Here is a 15,460-nt window from a genome sequence, read left to right as displayed (position 1 = left end):
ACGGAGGGGCGCGCGATGCTGAGGACTCCCGTCGGCGAGAAGCGACTGGACATCCTGGAGTGGCTGAAGGACCCCGCCGCCCACTTCCCGCCGCGACGGCACATCGACCCCGCCGAGGACGGGGTCACCGTCGGCGCCGTCGCGGGCAAAATGGGAGTGCGCCGCTCGGTCGCGGAGACCCACCTCGCCCTTCTCGTGAACATCGGCCTGCTGCGCACCAAGAGGATCCGGTGGCGCACGTACTACCGTCGTGACGAGATGCGCATCGCCGAGGTGGCGCGCATGTTCGAGAAGGGCTGGTAGCGATCCGCTCCGGAAGGACAGGCAGCTCATGGACCGTCCCACCGCACTGACCCCACGCCACTACGTCGCGATCGGCGGCCGTGGCCCCGAGGACGTCGTCGCCGACGCACGCGGCCGGGTCCTGACGGGAGTGGAGGACGGCCGCATCCTGCGCGTCGACGGGCTGGCGGAGCCCCTCGCGGCCCGCGTCGAGACGCTCGCCGACACCGGTGGCAGGCCGCTCGGCCTCGAACTCCTCCCGGACGGCGGCCTGTTGGTGTGCGACGCCGAACGCGGGCTGCTCGGCGTCGACCTCGCCGACGGCACCGTCCGGGTCATCGCCGACGAGGTGGCGGGAGAGCGGCTGCGGTTCTGCAGCAACGTCGTCGCACTGTCCGACGGCAGCGTGTACTTCACCGTCTCCAGCCGCCGTTATCCCCTGCACCAGTGGCTCGGCGACATCGTCGAACACTCCGGGACGGGCCGCCTGCTGCGGCTGGCGCCGGGCGACGACACCCCCGAAGTCCTGCTGGAGGGGCTCCAGTTCGCCAACGGCCTGGCCGCGAGCGCCGACGAGTCCTTCCTGGTCGTGGCCGAGACCGGCGCGTACCGGCTCACCCGTTACTGGCTCGACGGGCCGCAGGCCGGCCGCGCCGACGCCCTCGCCGAGAACCTCCCCGGCATGCCCGACAACATCTGGCGCGGCGGACCCGACGGGCCCGTCTGGGTCTCCCTCGCAGGCCCCCGCGTACCCCCGCTCGACCTGCTGCACCGCGCCGCCCCATCAGTGCGCCGAGCCGCTGCCCGCGCCGCCGTGCGCGTCCCCTTCCGCCCCACGGGCAGCGCCGGTGTCCTCGCGGTCGACGACGACGGCACGATCGTCCGCCCCCACTCTCAACTACGTTCGAGCGGGGGGACCCCCATCCTCGCCCGCCACCGCTCCCGCTTCCGCATGGTCACCAGCGTCTGCGAGGCCTCCGGCCACCTGGTCCTCGGCAGCCTCTGGGAGCGCGGCATCGCGCTGTGCGAGCCGCCCGCCGCGAAGTGACCCCCGCCGGGCCCCGGCGTTAGTCTGGTTCTCTGCCGCGATCACCCTCGCGGCACGGCGGTGGGGCCCGCCGTACCCGAACCGCGGCGAAGGCGCCGCCAACGGTCCCTACTTGCGACGCAGCGCGCCCCGTGTGCCAGGGCCCCGGCGAGTAGGAGAAGACACGACCATGACCGTCCCGGAGAGCCTCCGCGCCCCCGCCGGACCCCCACGGCAGCTGCTCTGGCGGGGCCAGGCACCGGTGGTCGCGATGGTGGCCCTCGGCGGCGCGCTCGGCGCCACGGCCCGGTACGCCATCGCCCTCCAATGGCCCGCACAGCCGGGCGGATTTCCCTGGGCGACCTTCTGGACCAACGTCGTCGGATGTGCCGTCATCGGCGTGTTCATGGTCGTCATCACCGACGTGTGGGCCGCCCACCGCCTGGTCCGTCCCTTCTTCGGAACCGGTGTCCTCGGCGGCTTCACCACCTTCTCCACCTACGCCGTCGACATCCAGAAACTCGTCGACCACGGCCGGCCCGCCACGGGCCTGGCCTACCTCGCCGCGACCCTGTTCGCGGCCCTCACCGCGGTGTGGCTCGCCTCCACGGCGGCCCGCCGCGTCCTGAAGCGGAGGCAGCCATGACGAGGCTGACCGGCAGTGCCCTGCGTCTGACCGTCCACATCGGCGAGCACGACACCTGGCACCACAAGCCCCTCTACAGCGAGATCGTGCACCGCGCCCACGCCGCCGGCCTCGCCGGGGCCAGCGTCTTCCGCGGCATCGAGGGCTTCGGCGCCTCCTCGCTGATCCACACCTCCCGGCTGCTGTCCCTGAGCGAGGACCTGCCCGTGGCCGTCGTGATCGTCGACACCGACACGCGCGTACGGGAGTTCCTGCCGCAGCTCGACGGACTCGTCACCGAGGGCCTGGTGACGCTCGACGCGTGCGAGGTCGTCCGGTACATCGGCCGCGACGACACCCGGGACCGGACTCGGGGCAAAGCGGGCACGAAGGGTAAGAAGTCGTTGTGAACTGGCTGCTGGTCGTAGCGGGTGCCGTGGTCGGTGCCCCGCTCCGCTACCTCACCGACCGCGCCGTGCAGTCCCGGCACGACTCGGTCTTCCCCTGGGGCACCTTCGCCGTCAACGTCACGGGCTGTCTGGTCCTCGGCCTGCTGACCGGCGCGGTCGCCGCCGGCGCCGCCGGTGCCCACCTTCAGCTGTTGCTGGGCACCGGCCTGTGCGGGGCGCTGACGACGTACTCGACGTTCTCGTACGAGACCCTGCGGCTGACCGAGACCGGGGCCCGGTTCCACGCCACCGCCAACGTGGTCGCGAGCGTGGTGGCAGGGCTGGGAGCGGCCTTCGCGGGAGTGGCGCTGGCGCAGGCGGTGTGGGCGTAGGAAACCGGTCCTCGTCCGGGTGTAGTAGGACTGTCCCCGCCGCACCCGCGTCCCCCGAGAAGAACTGGATCCCATGAGCGTCATCAGCGTCGGTCAGGCCGTCGTCCTCGGAGCCGTCGAGGGGGTGACCGAGTTCCTGCCCGTCTCCTCCACCGGCCATCTGAAGATCGTCGAGGGGCTGATGAACATCCCCGTCGACGACGACGCCGTCGTCGGGTTCTCGGCCGTCATCCAGGTCGGCGCGATCGCCGCCGTGTTCGTGTACTTCTTCAAGGACATCGTGCGGATCGTCTCCGCCTGGGGGAGGGGCCTGGCCAACAAGGAGGAGCGGTACCACCACGACTACAAGTTCGCCTGGTGGGTGATCGCCGCGACCGTCCCGATCGTCATCGTCGGTCTCGCCGCCAAGCCGCTCATCGAGGGGCCCCTGGCCTCCCTGTGGGTGGTCGCGGGCTCCCTGATCGTGGGCAGTGGGGTGATGTGGGCGGCGGACCAGATGGGCCGGCACAAGCGCGGTGAGGACGACACCACCTTCAAGGACGCCATGCTGGTCGGCAGCTCGCAGATCCTCGCCCTGCTCTTCCCCGGCTTCTCCCGCTCCGGCGCCACCATGTCGACGGCGCTGATCCTCGACCTGGACCGCGTGGCGGCCACCCGGCTGTCGTTCTTCCTCGGCATTCCCGCCCTGACCGGCGCCGGTATCTACGAGCTCAAGGACGCCCTCGGCGCGGGCGTGGGCGTGGCTCCCCTCGCCGTCGGCACCGTCGTCTCCTTCGTCGTCGCCTACGGGTCGATCGCCTGGCTGCTGAAGTTCGTGGCCAAGCACTCCTTCAACGCCTTCGTGATCTACCGGATCGTCGTCGGCGTCCTGCTCTTCGGCCTGCTGGCCACGGGCACCCTCGACAGCTGACCGCGGGGGGTGTGAGGCGGCGCTCCCGTCCCACACCCCATGGGCCTCTTCCTCGCCCACCCTTGACAGCACCCTCTCGCCGCCCGGAGTATCGTCCCCGTGAACCTGTCAGACAGCCGGACAGCCAGTCAGCCTCCACGGCGTATCAGCGCCATGGAGGCGGTGCTGGCGCATCTGCGTGGCGCCATCGAGCGCGGGGAGTACGCCATCGGCGACAAGCTCCCCTCGGAGGCCGAGCTCTGCCGCACCCTGGAGGTCAGCCGGCCCGTCCTGCGAGAGGCCCTCAGGGCTCTGCAGACCATGGGACTGACCGTCTCCAAGACCGGCAAGGGCACCTTCGTCGTCGCCGACGCGGTGGAGGACCCCACCTTCGGCGACTACGCGGCCAGCGACCTCCTGGAAGTGCGCCGCCATGTCGAGATCCCGGTCGCCGGGTACGCGGCGCAGCGCCGCACCCCGGAGAACCTGGACCACCTGGCCCACCTCCTGGACCGGATGGAACGGGAGACCGACACCACGGCGTGGGTCGCGATGGACACCCTCTTCCATCTCGCCGTCGCCGAGGCCGCCCAGAACCCGGTCTTCCGCCGGGTCATCGAGGAGATCCGCGACGCGCTGGCGCGTCAGTCGGCCTTCCTCAACGAACTGGGCGGCCGCCGGGAGCAGTCCAACCGCGAGCACCGCGCGATCGTCGAGGCGCTGATCGACGGTTCCGAGCACGACGCGGTGGAGGCCATGTCCCACCACCTCGACCGCGTCGAGACCACCCTCACCGACATCGTGCGTTCCTCGCGCACGGGCTCGGACATCCCCACGGAAGGCGAACCCCAGGCGTGAGCGAGCAGTCCCTGCACGATGGCGTGCAGAAACGTTCCGGCCATGTCGACGCCGGAGACGAGGGATACAGCAAGTCCCTCAAGCACCGACACGTCAACATGATCGCCATCGGTGGCGCGATCGGCACCGGCCTCTTCCTCGGTGCCGGCGGCCGCCTCGCCGACGCCGGTCCTTCCCTGTTCATCGCCTACGCGGTCTGCGGCGTCTTCGCCTTCCTCGTGGTGCGCGCCCTCGGCGAACTCGTCCTGTACCGGCCCTCCTCCGGCGCCTTCGTGTCGTACGCGAGGGAGTTCCTCGGCGAGAAGGGCGCGTACACCGCGGGCTGGATGTACTTCCTCAACTGGGCCACCACCGGCATCGCCGACATCACCGCGGTGGCGACCTACACGCACTACTGGGGTCTGTTCTCCGACATCCCTCAATGGTTGATCGCATTGATCGCCCTCGCCGTCGTGTTGACCGTCAACCTCATCTCGGTGAAGTTCTTCGGCGAGATGGAGTTCTGGTTCGCGATCGTCAAGGTCGGCGCGCTGGTGATCTTCATGTGTATCGGCATCTTCCTGCTGGTCACCCAGCACGAAGTCGCCGGTACCACCCCCGGCCCCTCCCTGATCACCGACAACGGCGGCGTCTTCCCCAACGGCCTGCTGCCCATGCTGCTGATCATCCAGGGCGTGGTCTTCGCCTACGCCTCGGTCGAACTCGTCGGAGTCGCCGCGGGCGAGACCGAGAACCCCGAGAAGATCATGCCCAAGGCGATCAACTCGATCATGTGGCGCGTCGGCGTCTTCTACGTCGGCTCGGTCGTCCTGCTCTCGATGCTGCTGCCCTGGAACAAGTACACGTCCGGCCAGAGCCCCTTCGTGACCGTGCTGTCCAACATCGGCATCCCGGCGGCGGGCGGCGTGATGAACCTCGTCGTCCTCACCGCGGCCATGTCCTCGCTCAACTCCGGCCTGTACTCCACCGGCCGCATCCTGCGCTCCATGGCCATGTCCGGCTCGGCCCCGAAGTTCACCTCGGTGATGAGCCGCAGCCAGGTCCCCTACGGCGGCATCCTGCTCACCAGCGGCATCTGCGTCCTCGGCGTCGGCCTCAACTTCGTCGTCCCGGCCGACGCGTTCGAGATCGTGCTGAACTTCGCCGCGATCGGGATCCTGTCCACCTGGGGCATGATCATGGTCTGCCACCTGCTCTTCTGGCAGAAGACCGAGAAGGGCGACCTCACCCGCCCCGGCTACCGACTGCCGGGCTCACCCTGGACCGAACTCGTGACGCTGGCCTTCCTCGCCTCCGTCCTGGTCCTCATGTACGCCGACGGCGGCGCCGGCCGCACCACCGTGCTGTGCCTTCCGCTGATCGTCGCGGCCCTGGTCGCCGGATGGTTCGCCGTCCGCGGCCGGGTCGCAGAGAAATCCACCACCGGCACCGACGAGTGAACGCTCGCGCGGGTGCCGGGCCCCGACCCCGACGTGTTCACACGTGATCCGTGTGACGCGCTCCAAGAGAAGGCAGTGATGTACAGCAGTTCCCCCGCGGACGCACCCCTTGTCCGTGAACCCCTTCACGCTCCCGTCGCCCACCTCTTCCGCGGTGGCCTGATCGAGGGCACCCACTACGGTTCCGTCGTCGTCCTCGACGCCGGCGGGGACGTCCGCTTCCAGCTCGGCGACATCGAGGCCGCGTTCTACCCGCGGTCCGCGCTGAAGCCGGTCCAGGCCGTCGCCATGGTCCGGGCCGGCCTGCCGCTCGACGGCGAGCTCCTCTCGCTGACCGCGGCCAGCCACTCCGGCGAGGAACGCCACCTCGCCGGGACCCGGCGGATTCTCGAACTGGCGGGAGTGTCCGAGGACGCCCTGCGCAACGTCCCGGACATGCCGTTCGGCCCGGCCGTCCGGGACACGTGGATCCGCGAGGGTCGCGCGCCCTCGCGGCTCGCGCAGAACTGCTCGGGGAAGCACGCGGCGATGCTGTACACGTGCGTGCTCAACGACTGGCCGCTGGAGGGGTACCTCGATCCCGCGCACCCGCTTCAGCAGGCGATTGCGGAGATCGTGGAGGACCTGACCGGGCAGCGGATCGCACGGGTGACCGTCGACGGTTGTGGCGCGCCGCTGTTCTCCGTGTCGCTGCACGGGCTCGCCCGGGCCGCTGCCCGGATCACCTCGGCGGTTCCCGGAACCCCTGAGGCCCGGGTCGCCGACGCGATGCGCGAGCACGCCGAGATGGCCTCCGGTGCGGGGCGCGATGTGGCCGCGCTGATGCGGGCCGTGCCGGGGCTGCTGGCCAAGGACGGCTTCGAAGGGGTCCAGGTCGCCGCGCTGCCCGACGGGCGGGCCGTCGCCGTGAAGATCGCCGACGGGGCGAACCGGGCGCGGGTGCCGGTCGCCGCGGCGGCGCTGGCGTGGGCGGGCGTCGATCCTGCGCTGCTCACGGAGTTCGCCGGTGAACCGCTGCTCGGTGGCGGGGAGCCGGTGGGTGCGGTTCGGCCGGTACGGGCGTTGGATCCGCTCGCGGCGGCCTCCGTTCTGTAACCGGTGCGGGTTCGTTGCGGCTGGTCGCGCCGTTCCCCGCGCCCCTGGTGGTGCTTGCTTGTGTCTCGTAGCGGGTGCGGGTTCGTTGTGGCTTGTTGCGCCGTTCCCCGCGCCCCTGGATGTGCTTACTTCTGTTTCGTAGCGGGTGCGGGTCCGCTGTGGCCGGTCGCGCAGTTCCCCGCGCCCCTATAGCGCTTGCTTGTGTCGCGTTGCCGGTGCCGGCTTGCTGTGGCTGGTCGCGCCGTTTCCCGCGCCCCTTTGGGGCGCGTTCACCCTCACCCCGTTGGAAAGAGGATCTGCACCCTCATGAACGACCTCAGCCGCCGTGAGCACGATCTGCTGGGCGATCGGGATGTTCCCGGCGATGCCTACTGGGGTGTGCACACCCTGCGTGCCACGGAGAACTTCCCCATCACCGGCACCCCGATCTCCGCCTACCCCCACCTGATCGACGCCCTCGCCGCCGTCAAGGAGGCCGCCGCCCTCGCCAACGAGGAGCTCGGGCTGCTGGAGCCCAGGAAGGCCGCCGCGATCGTCGAGGCCTGCCGGGAGATCCGCGAGGGCAAGTTGCACGACCAGTTCGTGGTGGACGTGATCCAGGGCGGGGCCGGCACGTCCACCAACATGAACGCCAACGAGGTCATCGCCAACCGGGCATTGGAGCTGCTGGGGCACGAGAAGGGGCAGTACGCCTTCCTGCACCCCAACGAGGACGTCAACCTCGGCCAGTCGACCAACGACGTCTACCCGACCGCCGTCAAGATCGCGACGGTCTTCGCGGTGCAGGGACTGCTCGACGCGATGGCCGTACTGCAGGACTCCTACGCCCGTAAGGCCGTCGAGTTCCGCGATGTGATCAAGATGGGCCGTACACAGTTGCAGGACGCGGTACCCATGACGCTCGGTCAGGAGTTCTCGGCGTATGCCGTCATGATTGACGAGGACCGCAGTCGTCTTGACGAGGCCGTCACGTTGATCCATGAGATCAACCTGGGTGCCACGGCCATCGGCACCGGGCTCAACGCCCCCGCCGGATACGCCGAGTCGGCCCGCCGGCATCTCGCCGCCCTCACCGGGCTGCCGCTGGTCACCGCCGCCAACCTGGTCGAGGCGACCCAGGACTGCGGGGCGTTCGTCCAGATGTCCGGTGTGCTCAAGCGGATCGCCGTCAAGCTCTCGAAGAGCTGCAACGACCTGCGCCTGCTCTCCTCCGGTCCGCGCGCCGGGCTCGGCGAGATCAACCTGCCGCCCGTACAGGCCGGTTCGTCGATCATGCCGGGCAAGGTCAACCCGGTGATCCCCGAGGTCGTCAACCAGGTCGCCTTCGAGGTGATCGGCAACGACGTCGCCATCACGATGGCCGCGGAGGCCGGACAGCTCCAGCTCAACGCCTTCGAACCGATCATCCTGCACTCCCTGTCGGAGTCGATCACCCACCTGCGGGCCGCCTGTCTCACCCTCGCCGAGCGCTGTGTGGACGGCATCACCGCCAACACCGAAGTGCTGCGCCGGACCGTCGAGAACTCCATCGGCCTGGTCACCGCCCTCAACCCGCACATCGGCTACACCGCAGCCACGGACATCGCCAAGGAAGCCCTCGCCACCGGCCGTGGAGTGGCCGAACTCGTCCTGGAGAAGGGCCTGTTGCCCGCCGAGACGCTCGCCGAACTGCTGCGGCCCGAGGTCCTCGCGGGCAGCGGCGCACCCCAGGCCTGACCGTCCCCCTGAGTCGATACGCGCCAGGACCTGCCCGGAGGCACAATAGTGATCATGACAACGACGTCGTCGTTCACCTTCCAGCCGGTCCTGGAGCGCATCGCCGAGGAGATCGAACGCACCCCGGACCGGGGCACGCCCGCCGACTACATCCCGGCACTCGCCGCCTGCGACCCACGCAGCTTCGGCATGGCCGTGGCCGAGCTGGACGGCACGGTGTACGGCGTGGGGGACTGGCGCGAGCCGTTCTCGACCCAGTCCATCACCAAGGTCTTCACCCTCGCGCTCGACCTGGCCCGCGAGGGCGACGAACTCTGGGAGCACGTGGGCCGCGAACCCTCCGGCAACCCCTTCAACTCCCTGGTGCAGCTGGAGTACGAGAGCGGCATCCCGCGCAACCCGTTCATCAACGCCGGCGCCCTCGTCGTCACCGACCGCCTCCATACCCGTACCGGGGACGCGGCGGGCGAACTGCTGTCCTTCCTCCGGGAGGAGAGCGGAAACCCGGCCCTGGACTTCGACGAGGAGGTGGCCGCCTCCGAGTCCGCCAACGGCGACCGCAACGCGGCCCTGGCCCACTTCATGGCCGCGTACGGCAACATTGACAACGACATCCCGACCCTGCTCGACCAGTACTTCCGCCAGTGCTCGATCCGGGCCTCCTGCGCCGACCTGGCCCTCGCCACCACCTTCCTGGCCCGCCACGGCATCCGTGCAGACGACACCCGCCTCCTCACCCTCAGCCAGGCGAAGCAGATCAACGCGATCATGCTGACCTGCGGCACGTACGACGCGGCGGGCGACTTCGCCTACCGGGTGGGGCTGCCGGGCAAGAGCGGGGTCGGCGGCGGTGTCATCGCGGTGGTGCCGGGACGTTGCACGCTGTGCGTGTGGAGTCCGGGACTGGACGAGCGGGGCAACTCCGTGGCGGGAGTGGCGGCCCTGGACCGGTTCACGACACTGACGGGTGTCTCGGTGTTCTGAGCGGGAGGTGTGCGGAGCGGGCTCGAAGCAGGGTGGGACATCTCGTGTGCGACTACGCACCGGTCACACCCCGGTCGCCACCGCGTCGCCTTCCAGCCACCCGAACCTGACACGCTGCTGATGTGTTGGCCACCGTTTCCGTCGATCTCCGCCGTTGCCAGATCCTCGGTCTGGTCGGCACCACGTTCCTGGCCGCGGGGGGTGAGACGGCCGGCGCCCTCCCGGTGGGGGAACTGCTCACCCCGTCGTCTCCGCGCGCCGCACTGGGCCTGGTGGGTGCCTACTTCGGCGTCGTCCTCCTGATCGCGGCCTGGCTCCTCCTCGGCCGCCTGGTGCGCAGTCCCGACACCAGACCCAGCACGCGCGAGCTCATGGCCGTCCTGGTCATCTGGTCGGCGCCGCTGCTGCTCGCCCCGCCCCTGTTCAGCCGGGACGTCTACAGCTACCTTGCCCAAGGCGCCATGGCCGACGCCCACATGGACGTCTACAGCCACGGGCCCGCCCTGCTCGGCGGCCCGCTCGCCGACGAGGTCGCCCCGATGTGGCGCAACACGGCCGCCCCGTACGGACCCGTGTTCCTCGGCGTGGCCTCCGCACTGGCGAAGGCGTCCCGCGGTGAACTCCCCGTCGGGCTGCTCGGTATGCGGCTCGTCGCCCTGCTGGGCGTGGCACTCATGGCGGCAGCCCTGCCCCGCCTCGCCCGCCACAGCGGCGCCGACCCGGCCGCAGCGCTCTGGCTCGGCGCCCTCAACCCGCTCGTCCTGCTCCACCTGGTCGCGGGCGCCCACAACGACGCCGTGATGCTCGGCCTGCTCGGCCTCGGCCTGGTCGCCGCACTGGGCCGGTGGCCGATCCTGGGAGCCGTGCTCGTGACGCTCGCCGCGCTGGTCAAGGCGCCCGCCGTTCTCGGGCTCGCGGCGATCGTCGTGCTGCGGATCCGGGCCGGCGACCGTCCGGCGAGAGCCGTCCTGACCGCCGCCGCGTCGGCGGCCGCGACCACGGTCGCCGCCACGGCCGTCGCGGGCACCGGCTACGGCTGGATAGGCGCCCTCAACACCCCGGTGTCGTCCGGGAACTGGGCCCTCACCAGCCTCCTCGGACGGGCCACCGGAGCCCTGCTGGAACGGCTCGGCAGCGACCTCGCCCCGCTGGCCGTACCGGCCTGGCACGCGTTCGGCATCGTGACCGCCGTCGCCGTCATCGGCTGCATCTGGCTGCGCCTTCGCCCCCGGCCCCTCTACGCCCTCGGTCTGAGCCTCGCCGCCGTCGCCGCCCTGGGCCCGGCGGTCCGTCCCTGGTACGCCCTGTGGGGCCTGTTCCTCATAGCGGCCGCCGCGCCCAGCGCGTCGGTACGGCGCCGGGTGGCCACCGTGACGGGCGTGCTCGCGCTCGCCACCCTGCCGAGCGGCGGCGCGGCCGACGTCGGGCAACTGGTCCTGGCCGTCTCCGGCGGCGTGCTCGCCCTGATGGTGCTGGTGCAGGCCCACCAGACGGCACAGGCCACGGCGACGGAACGTACGGCATGAGGACGCCGACCACGGATCGCGGCCGGCTGACGCTGGTCCTGGCCCTCGCCGCCGCGGTCACCGTGTTCACGGCGACCGTGCCGCTCCTGCGTGACTGGTTCGACCTGCGCGTCTACCACGGGGCCGTCGACACCTGGGTGCACCACGGCGGAGGGCTCTACGACTACCGGGTGCCGGGGACGCCGTACGGCTTCACCTACCCTCCGTTCGCGGCCGTCGCCATGCTGCCGATGGCCCTGCTCGGTCTGCGCGCCGCGATCGTGGCGGGCCTGCTGCTCAACCTGGCGGCGCTGGCCGTGGTCGTCCGCCTCCTCACCGGCCGCGCCTGGCGGCGCTACGGCTGGTACGGCTGTGCGCTGGGCGCGTGCGTGCTCGCGCTGTTCGAACCGTTGCGCGACACGTTCAGCTTCGGCCAGGTGAACCTGCTGTTGCTGGCCCTCGTCCTCGTCGACGCGTGGCTGCTCGCGACCGGCCGGGAACGCCGGGCCGGTGTCGGGATCGGTCTGGCCGCCGCGGTGAAGCTCACGCCGGCCCTGTTCATCGGTCTGCTGCTGATCGCGCGGCGCTGGCGGGCGGCGGCCGTCGCCACCGTGGTGGCCCTGGCGGCCACCGGGTTCACGGCCGTCGTGGCCCCCGACGCCTCGCGTTTCTACTGGACCGACGCCCTGTGGGACACGACCAGGGTGGGCCGCCTGGACTACGTCTCCAACCAGTCGTTGCAGGGCATCCTGGCCCGGCTGGGCGAACCGGACCGCGCGGTGTGGGCCGGGGCGGTGCTGCTGACCCTGTGCGTGTGGGCCGTACGGGCCCGGCGGGCCGCGGGGGCGGGGGACTGGGCGGCCGCGTTCGCGCTGACCGGGCTGACCGCCTGCCTGGTCAGCCCGATCACCTGGGTCCACCACCTGGTGTGGCTGCTGCCGTCCTTCGCCGTTCTCGTGCGGACCGGGCACGCGCGGATCGCAGGCGCCCTGTACGGCGTGCTGTGCACCAGCGTGGTGTGGCTGTGGTTCGACGACGCGTCCGGCGTCGACGGTTTCCTCGGCGCCAACACCTACACCTGGATCACGCTCGGCCTGCTGCTGTGGCTGCCGGTCGCTCAGCCCCGTGCCGAACGGCCGGCCCGGGACCGCAGCGCCATCGCCATCGATCCCGCGCCGAGCCCGGCGGCGCCCAGAATGGCCCAGGTCTCCAGCCAGCCCGGCCCGCCCTTCTTCTCGTCCGGCGACAGCGCGGCCGCGACCGGCACCGCCGCCGGGCCCGGCCGGGGCCTGACCCGCAGCGCGTCCAGCGAGCCCACCGGATCCACCCGGCCGGCCGCGCCGAACCCCCAGTCGAGCAGGTCGCGCGCCTCCTCGTAGACGGTGAAGCCGCCACTCTGCTGAGGGTTCATCACCGTGACGACCAGCGTCCGGTCACCCCGCCGGGCGGCGGCGACGAGCGTGTTGCCTGCGCGGCTCGTGTAGCCGTTCTTGATCCCGATCAGCCCCGGATAACGCGCCACGCCGTTGGCGCCCGTCAGTAGCCGGTTGGTGTTCTGGATGCCGTACGACCACCCGCCCCGGCCGGGGAACGTCGACTCGGCCGTGCCGCAGTACCGCGCGAAGTCCGGGTTGCGCAGCCCCGCCCGGCCGAAGACCGCGAGGTCGTACGCCGAGGAGACCTGGCCCGGGGTGTCGTAGCCGTCGGGGGAGCGGACGTGGGTGTCACGGGCGCCCAGGGCCCGTGCCTTGGCCTGCATCCGGCCTGCCGTGGCACGCCAGCCGCCGTTGAGCCCGGCCAGGACGTGCACGGCGTCGTTCCCGGAGTTGAGGAAGACCCCGCGCCACAGGTCGGCCACCCGGTAGGTCTGCCCCTCGGCGACCCCGACCAGGCTGCTGCCGGGCGCGACGTCCGCCAGTTCGTCCTGCCCGACCCTGTGCCTGAGGCCCCCGGGCAGCGTCGGCAGCACGGTCAGGGCGAACAGGGTCTTGAGCGTGCTGGCCGGGGGGAGCTTCCGGTGGGCGTCGTGCGCGGCGAGCACCGCTCCGCTGCCGGCGTCCGCCACCACCCACGACAGCGCGGAGACGTCCGGGACCCTCGGCGCGCCCGGGTGCGGCCGGACCTGGGTGCCGGAGCGGTACAGCAGGGCGGGCGACACGGCCGAGGTCCGAGGTCCGCCGGGCCCGGCGGGTCCGGAGGCCGGGTGCGCGGCCGCCGTCACAGGAGCGAACACCAGCAGGCCGGTCGTGCACAGTGCGCAGGCTGAGACGGCCATCCGAGAGGGAAGTCCGATTGTCATACCGCAAAGCTAGGAAGAGACCGGCCATACACCGCGCTGCCCCGGCCGAGGAGCGTGCGCGAGCACCCGGATGCCGCACGCCGCCCGCGTGTCAGCCCTGCGAAAGCGTCGGTGCCGTGCCCCCCAGGTCCTCGGTCATGGTGCGGGTGGCGGAGATGAGCAGGGTGCCGAGCCCCGAGACGCGTTCGCGGGTGACCCGGGCGGCGGGCCCCGAGATACTGACGGCCGTGGTGACGGCACCGGTGTGGTCGTGGACGGGAGCGGCCACGCAGCGGATGTCTTGTTCGTTCTCCACGTCGTCGACGGCGTAGCCGCGCCGTCGGATGAGGTCGAGCTCGGCGAGCAGCCGGTCGGGAGAGGTGATGGTGGTCGGGGTCCGGGCCGGCATGCCCGCCGCGATCACCCTGTCCACCACGTCGTCGGCGGCGTGGGCGAGGAACACCTTGCCGGTCGCCGTGCAGTAGGCGGGGAGGCGGCCGCCGATGCGGGAGTGCATACGGACCGCCCGCGGGCTCTCGACCTTGTCGATGTAGACGATCTCCGGCGGGTCGAAGGTCACCAGGTGGACCGTCTCGCCGCTCTCCTCGGCCACGCGGTGCAGAAGAGGTGAGGTGATCTGCCGGGTGTCGCGCCGTTCCAGGTAGGCCTGTCCGAGCAGGGCGTTCTGCGGCCCGAGGCGGTAGCGGCCGGACTCGGGGTCCTGGTCGACCAGCCTGACGTCCCTGAGCGGGGCGATCAGCCGCAGCACGGTGCTCTTGCTCAGCTCGAGGCCGGTGGCGAGGTCGCTCAGGGTGGAGCCGTGCGGATGACTCCGCTCCTCGGCGAGGAACATGAGGATGCCCAGCGCGCGGCGCAGTGAGGACGAGGAGTTGCGGCGGGGAGCGGCGTCGTCGGGGGAGACCATGCGACGCATCCTATCGTGCTGCATAGCAAAACGGTGTGTCACATATCGAAATCCATGGTTGACGGTTCAGGAATGTCGGGGCTAGCTTCTGCGCAACGCAATGTGAAACAAGGTTTTGCATTGCAGAACATCACCGTCTGCGGCCGATGACGACCGCCACCTCCCCGCCTGCTTCGCCCTCTCCCCGTGAGTCCCCGAAGGGTGTCCCGCCATGCCATTTCGTCACCGTACCCGGCCTTTGATGGTGATTTGCGCCAGTGTGACCGCCGCCGCATCGCTCTCCGCGTGCAGTTCCGCCGCCGGCGCCACCGGTTCCTCCGCCGGCTCCTCGACCCTCCAGCAGGTCATCAAGCGCGGCACCCTCAACGTCGCCAGCTGTCTGACGTTCCCGCCGTTCGGTTCGACGAGCAAGGGCAACAAGCCGCAGGGCTTCGACGTCGACGTCGCCACCGCCATGGCCACCGCCCTCGGCGTCAAGGTGAAGATCGTCGACACGACCTCCGCCAACCGCATCCCGAACCTGCAGACCAAGAAGGTCGACGCGGTCGTCTGCAACTTCACCACCACCGCGGAACGCGCCAAGCAGGTCTCCTTCAGTGACCCGTACATCGTCGCGGGCGAGGTCATGCTGGTGAAGAAGTCCAGCGGGATAGCGGCACTTGCGGACCTCAGCGGCAAGACGGTGGCCGTGACCAAGGGCTCCACCAACGGCGACGCGGTCAAGGCAGGCAACCCCAAGGCGCGGATCCAGGAGTACGACACCTCGTCCGCGGCCGTCCTCGCGGTCAAGCAGGGCCAGGCGGACGCCATGGTCGAGGACTCCAACTTCCTCAACTACCAGGCCAAGCTGGACTCCTCGCTCAAGGTCACCAAGGACTCCGTCGTGCCGCTGGAGTACAACGGCATCGGCGTGCCGCTGGGCGACGCCACCTGGCTCCAGTGGGTGAACACCTGGCTGCGCGACTTCAACACCTCGGGGCAGGCCGACGCGCTCTACAAGAAGTGGTTCGGCGTCAGCCGCTCGTTCCCGCTCAACCCCTCGTACTGAACGGCCCG

Annotated in this window: 15 protein-coding genes and 1 pseudogene; 14 read left to right on the top strand and 2 right to left on the bottom strand. The window is 70.8% G+C overall.

Annotation, left to right across the window (positions count from 1 at the left end; translation table 11 throughout):
- Window positions 1–15: 15 nt before the first annotated feature.
- The 13 genes from ACZ48Z_RS05855 (at window position 16) to ACZ48Z_RS05795 (ending at window position 12,580) form a co-directional block, all read left to right on the top strand.
- On the top strand, window positions 16–303 hold the full coding sequence (locus tag ACZ48Z_RS05855; protein ID WP_468734542.1) for an ArsR family transcriptional regulator: 288 nt from the start codon (window positions 16–18) through the stop codon (window positions 301–303).
- 28 nt (window positions 304–331) lie between these two features.
- Window positions 332–1,330, top strand: coding sequence for an SMP-30/gluconolactonase/LRE family protein (locus ACZ48Z_RS05850; protein ID WP_468734541.1), 999 nt, complete (start codon window positions 332–334; stop codon window positions 1,328–1,330).
- 169 nt (window positions 1,331–1,499) lie between these two features.
- On the top strand, window positions 1,500–1,955 hold the full coding sequence (gene crcB, locus ACZ48Z_RS05845) for a fluoride efflux transporter CrcB (protein ID WP_468734540.1): 456 nt from the start codon (window positions 1,500–1,502) through the stop codon (window positions 1,953–1,955).
- Window positions 1,952–2,344 (top strand): DUF190 domain-containing protein, encoded by a 393-nt coding sequence (locus ACZ48Z_RS05840; protein WP_468734539.1) that lies wholly within the window; start codon window positions 1,952–1,954, stop codon window positions 2,342–2,344. The genes crcB (ACZ48Z_RS05845) and ACZ48Z_RS05840 overlap by 4 nt, the downstream gene beginning before the upstream one ends.
- Entirely contained in the window at window positions 2,341–2,715 is a 375-nt protein-coding gene (gene crcB / locus ACZ48Z_RS05835; RefSeq protein ID WP_468734538.1) for a fluoride efflux transporter CrcB, read from the top strand. Before ACZ48Z_RS05840 ends, crcB (ACZ48Z_RS05835) begins: the two co-directional genes overlap by 4 nt.
- A gap of 73 nt (window positions 2,716–2,788) precedes the next feature.
- Entirely contained in the window at window positions 2,789–3,625 is an 837-nt protein-coding gene (locus ACZ48Z_RS05830; protein ID WP_468734537.1) for an undecaprenyl-diphosphate phosphatase, read from the top strand.
- A 153-nt stretch (window positions 3,626–3,778) separates the two neighbouring features.
- Window positions 3,779–4,462 carry a FadR/GntR family transcriptional regulator gene (locus tag ACZ48Z_RS05825; RefSeq protein WP_468734862.1) on the top strand — a complete coding sequence of 228 codons (684 nt, stop codon included), beginning with the start codon at window positions 3,779–3,781 and terminating at the stop codon, window positions 4,460–4,462.
- Complete coding sequence (locus ACZ48Z_RS05820; RefSeq protein WP_468734536.1) at window positions 4,459–5,901, top strand: amino acid permease; 1,443 nt, start codon at window positions 4,459–4,461, stop codon at window positions 5,899–5,901. The genes ACZ48Z_RS05825 and ACZ48Z_RS05820 overlap by 4 nt, the downstream gene beginning before the upstream one ends.
- A gap of 78 nt (window positions 5,902–5,979) precedes the next feature.
- Complete coding sequence (locus ACZ48Z_RS05815) at window positions 5,980–6,996, top strand: asparaginase (RefSeq protein WP_468734535.1); 1,017 nt, start codon at window positions 5,980–5,982, stop codon at window positions 6,994–6,996.
- Between the two features lie 306 nt (window positions 6,997–7,302).
- Window positions 7,303–8,712 (top strand): aspartate ammonia-lyase, encoded by a 1,410-nt coding sequence (aspA, locus tag ACZ48Z_RS05810; protein ID WP_468734534.1) that lies wholly within the window; start codon window positions 7,303–7,305, stop codon window positions 8,710–8,712.
- A gap of 54 nt (window positions 8,713–8,766) precedes the next feature.
- Window positions 8,767–9,696 (top strand): glutaminase, encoded by a 930-nt coding sequence (locus tag ACZ48Z_RS05805; RefSeq protein ID WP_468734533.1) that lies wholly within the window; start codon window positions 8,767–8,769, stop codon window positions 9,694–9,696.
- Window positions 9,697–9,818: 122 nt separating this feature from the next.
- Entirely contained in the window at window positions 9,819–11,222 is a 1,404-nt protein-coding gene (gene mptB, locus ACZ48Z_RS05800) for a polyprenol phosphomannose-dependent alpha 1,6 mannosyltransferase MptB (protein ID WP_468734532.1), read from the top strand.
- Window positions 11,219–12,580, top strand: a complete 1,362-nt coding sequence (locus tag ACZ48Z_RS05795; RefSeq protein ID WP_468734531.1) for a glycosyltransferase 87 family protein — start codon at window positions 11,219–11,221, stop codon at window positions 12,578–12,580. The genes mptB and ACZ48Z_RS05795 overlap by 4 nt, the downstream gene beginning before the upstream one ends.
- Before the next feature lie 83 nt (window positions 12,581–12,663).
- Here the strand turns inward: ACZ48Z_RS05795 and ACZ48Z_RS05790 are convergent.
- Both ACZ48Z_RS05790 and ACZ48Z_RS05785 read right to left on the bottom strand, forming a co-directional pair.
- Window positions 12,664–13,476: pseudogene (locus ACZ48Z_RS05790) on the bottom strand (D-alanyl-D-alanine carboxypeptidase family protein); the annotation flags it as partial.
- A gap of 115 nt (window positions 13,477–13,591) precedes the next feature.
- Window positions 13,592–14,404 (bottom strand): IclR family transcriptional regulator, encoded by an 813-nt coding sequence (locus tag ACZ48Z_RS05785; RefSeq protein ID WP_468734530.1) that lies wholly within the window; start codon window positions 14,402–14,404, stop codon window positions 13,592–13,594.
- 259 nt (window positions 14,405–14,663) lie between these two features.
- Between ACZ48Z_RS05785 and ACZ48Z_RS05780 the strand changes: the two genes are divergently transcribed.
- Window positions 14,664–15,452, top strand: coding sequence for an ABC transporter substrate-binding protein (locus tag ACZ48Z_RS05780; protein WP_468734529.1), 789 nt, complete (start codon window positions 14,664–14,666; stop codon window positions 15,450–15,452).
- The last annotated feature ends 8 nt before the right edge of the window (window positions 15,453–15,460 follow it).

It is taken from the genome of Streptomyces sp. NPDC031225 (assembly GCF_055570355.1).
Note: the sequence above shows the minus strand (reverse complement) of the source record. Positions and strands in the feature narration are given on the sequence as shown.

Coding starts and splice junctions, on each gene's coding strand:
- ACZ48Z_RS05855 (WP_468734542.1), top strand. CDS start 16: ATGCTGAGGACTCCCGTCGGCGAGAAGCGACTGGACATCCTGGAGTGG.
- ACZ48Z_RS05850 (WP_468734541.1), top strand. CDS start 332: ATGGACCGTCCCACCGCACTGACCCCACGCCACTACGTCGCGATCGGC.
- crcB (WP_468734540.1), top strand. CDS start 1,500: ATGACCGTCCCGGAGAGCCTCCGCGCCCCCGCCGGACCCCCACGGCAG.
- ACZ48Z_RS05840 (WP_468734539.1), top strand. CDS start 1,952: ATGACGAGGCTGACCGGCAGTGCCCTGCGTCTGACCGTCCACATCGGC.
- ACZ48Z_RS05830 (WP_468734537.1), top strand. CDS start 2,789: ATGAGCGTCATCAGCGTCGGTCAGGCCGTCGTCCTCGGAGCCGTCGAG.
- ACZ48Z_RS05825 (WP_468734862.1), top strand. CDS start 3,779: ATGGAGGCGGTGCTGGCGCATCTGCGTGGCGCCATCGAGCGCGGGGAG.
- ACZ48Z_RS05815 (WP_468734535.1), top strand. CDS start 5,980: ATGTACAGCAGTTCCCCCGCGGACGCACCCCTTGTCCGTGAACCCCTT.
- aspA (WP_468734534.1), top strand. CDS start 7,303: ATGAACGACCTCAGCCGCCGTGAGCACGATCTGCTGGGCGATCGGGAT.
- ACZ48Z_RS05805 (WP_468734533.1), top strand. CDS start 8,767: ATGACAACGACGTCGTCGTTCACCTTCCAGCCGGTCCTGGAGCGCATC.
- ACZ48Z_RS05795 (WP_468734531.1), top strand. CDS start 11,219: ATGAGGACGCCGACCACGGATCGCGGCCGGCTGACGCTGGTCCTGGCC.
- ACZ48Z_RS05785 (WP_468734530.1), bottom strand. CDS start 14,404: ATGGTCTCCCCCGACGACGCCGCTCCCCGCCGCAACTCCTCGTCCTCA.